The organism is Streptomyces sp. 150FB (assembly GCF_000818195.1).
Taxonomy (GTDB): Bacteria; Actinomycetota; Actinomycetes; order Streptomycetales; family Streptomycetaceae; genus Streptomyces.
This window is the reverse complement of sequence record NZ_JTHL01000001.1, coordinates 625455-627914: the sequence shown is the minus strand read 5'-3', so window position 1 is coordinate 627914 and position 2460 is coordinate 625455. Positions and strand designations below refer to the sequence as shown.

The 2460-nt window shown below is 73.2% G+C and carries 2 protein-coding genes and 1 pseudogene; 1 reads left to right on the top strand and 2 read right to left on the bottom strand.

Annotated features, from left to right (window positions below; translation table 11 throughout):
* Together QR77_RS02595 and QR77_RS02590 are read right to left on the bottom strand one after the other, a co-directional pair.
* On the bottom strand, positions 1 to 435 hold a 435-nt coding region (locus QR77_RS02595), incomplete at its 3' end, for an SRPBCC family protein (protein ID WP_040027165.1).
* Positions 436 to 522: 87 nt separating this feature from the next.
* Positions 523 to 1419, bottom strand: coding sequence for a DeoR/GlpR family DNA-binding transcription regulator (locus QR77_RS02590; protein WP_078876449.1), 897 nt, complete (start codon positions 1417 to 1419; stop codon positions 523 to 525).
* Between the two features lie 350 nt (positions 1420 to 1769).
* Between QR77_RS02590 and QR77_RS02585 the strand changes: the two are divergent.
* Positions 1770 to 2460 (top strand): annotated as a pseudogene (locus QR77_RS02585) (hypothetical protein); the annotation flags it as partial.

Here is a 2460-nt window from a genome sequence, read left to right as displayed (position 1 = left end):
CAGCCGGTCGACGGCCCGGCCGAACACCGCGCGTCCGGCGGTCGCGGTCAGCGGACCCGCCAGCGGCGCCAGCCGTGCGGGCAGCGGGCCGAACCGCAGGTCCTCCACCCAGGAGACCCGCGCACGGCCGCCTTCCTCGGCCACCCGGATCTCGGCCCAGCCGGTGACGATCCGGCCGCGCTTCTCAAGGCGGCAGCGCGCCGGCTTTCCCGGCGCTGGCGGCTCCCACTCGACGACCTCCATCGGATCGTCGAACCCGGCGCCGCCGAACGCCGTACGCGCCACGAAGACCGTTCCCACCCGGGTGGGGCCCGGCGTCAGCACGGTGATCGTCGTCAGGGGCACCTGACGGGCCTGGGCCGGCCAGTCGGTGAGCCGCCGCCAGGCCTCGGCGGCGGACAGCGGCACGGTGCGGTCGATACGGAAAGGGGTCACGGCGCGATCGTAGGCACGCGGAGCCGGAACGGCCCGGCGTACGCGCCGCCCCGGCCAGAGGTCCCGGGAAGGGGACGAGGACCGGGACTAGGACTCCGGGCCGGCCTCGGCGGGGGAGTCCGCGTCGCCTTCCGCGCGCGTCCGCGGATCGTCCGCCACGATCTCCGGTTCGCCCGCCACCACCAGTCCCGGCAGCCGCTCGGCCATTTCCTCGCGCGCAGAGTCCGGCAGGCCCGCGTCCGTCACCAGCGTGTCGACCTGCTCCAGCGTCGCGAAGGAACTCAGCCCCACCGTCCCCCACTTGGTGTGGTCGGCGACGACGACCACGCGGCGCGCCGACCGTACGAACCGCCGGTTGGTCTCCGCCTCGGCGAGGTTCGGCGTCGAGAGTCCGGCCTCCACCGAGATGCCGTGCACACCGAGGAAGAGCACATCGAAGTGGAGCGAGCGGATCGCCTGGTCGGCGACGGGACCCACCAGCGAGTCGGACGGGGTGCGTACGCCGCCGGTGAGCACCACCGTGGCGGCCCCGGGATGCCGGCCGCCCGCACCCCCGGCGGGGAGCGCCGCGTAGAACACCTCCGCCACCCGCACCGAGTTGGTCACCACCGTCAGATCGGGTACGTCGACGAGATGGCGCGCCAGCGCGTACGTCGTCGTCCCGCCCGACAGGGCGATCGCCGTGCCCGGTACGGCCATGGCCGCCGCGGCCCGCGCGATGTCTTCCTTGGCGGTGAGTTCGAGCGCGGACTTCACCTCGAAGCCCGGCTCGTGCGTACTCCCGTCGGCCACCGGCACAGCGCCGCCGTGCACCTTCTCGATGTGCCCCTGCCGGGCGAGGGTGTCGAGATCCCGCCGGACCGTCATGTCGGAGACGTTGAGCCTGCGGGTGAGTTCGTTGACCCGGACACCGCCGCGTTTGCGCACCTCGTCGAGGATCAGGGCACGCCGTTGCTCAGCGAGGAGGTTCTGGTTGTCGCCCACCGTCCGGTGTCCGGTCCTTCCGCTTCGTTGTGTGGTTCCGCCCGCCGCCGGACAGGCACACCCCGCCTGTCCGATCATCGCGATTTCCCTATTCTCCCATGGGATCCGGCCGGGGGCCCCGGCAGTTGGCGGGGGTTGACGGGGGCGGAGTCCGGGGAGATTTGGTGTATATCACGCGTGGAACGGCACCTGGCGGGAACTCTGAAGGCCGTTCTGTCCGCGCGTGCCGCCGCCGGTCCCCCCACCCGAGAGCGAGCCCCCACGTGTCCCCTGAACCAGCGATCCCGCTCAGCGGCGGAGTCGCTCTCGAACTGCTTGTCCACGGCGTCGGCGGGACCACCCCGCAGGAGATGCTCGACGACGCCCGTACGGTCAGGATCACCGGCGACAACACCGCCGCCGTGTACCGGCGCGCCGCCGACGCCGACGCCGAACAGCACCCCGAGCGCTACCTCGACCGCCCGATCCCCGAGGCCTACAGTTGGGCCAACCTCACCTCAGGCAACAGCTCCCGGGCCCTGTGGCTGCTGCTGCTTCCCTTCATGGTGGTCAATCTCGCCCACTGGATGCGCCCCGCCACCCAGGGCCTCCCCAGATCCCGGCGGCTGTACGGCGTGTGGGTACGGCTCGTCGCCCTCACCCTGACCGTGCTGCTGACCGCCGCCGCCTGCGAGGTCGCGCTCGACCTCACGGTGTGGCAGTGCGCGGGCTCGGCAGCCTGCACGGCCCACCATTCGTGGCTCGGCTTCCTCTCGCCCGGGCAACACGGCTGGTGGGCACAGCCGGGACGCCGGCTCGCGCTGGCGGCTGTGGTGCCGGCCGGCCTGGTCACACTGCTGTGGTACCTCTCCAACCGCACCTGGAGCGCGTACGAGTCGCAGCGCCCGCCCACCACCGGAGCGCAGGACGAACCACCGCCCGGCGCGGAGGACGTCCGCCCCGGTGACGAGGCCGCTGACGACGCCCCCGCCGCCGATGACGCGCGCCCGCGGACACCCCCGATCCGGCCCGCGCTCGGCCGCCCGGGGTTCTGGTACGGCC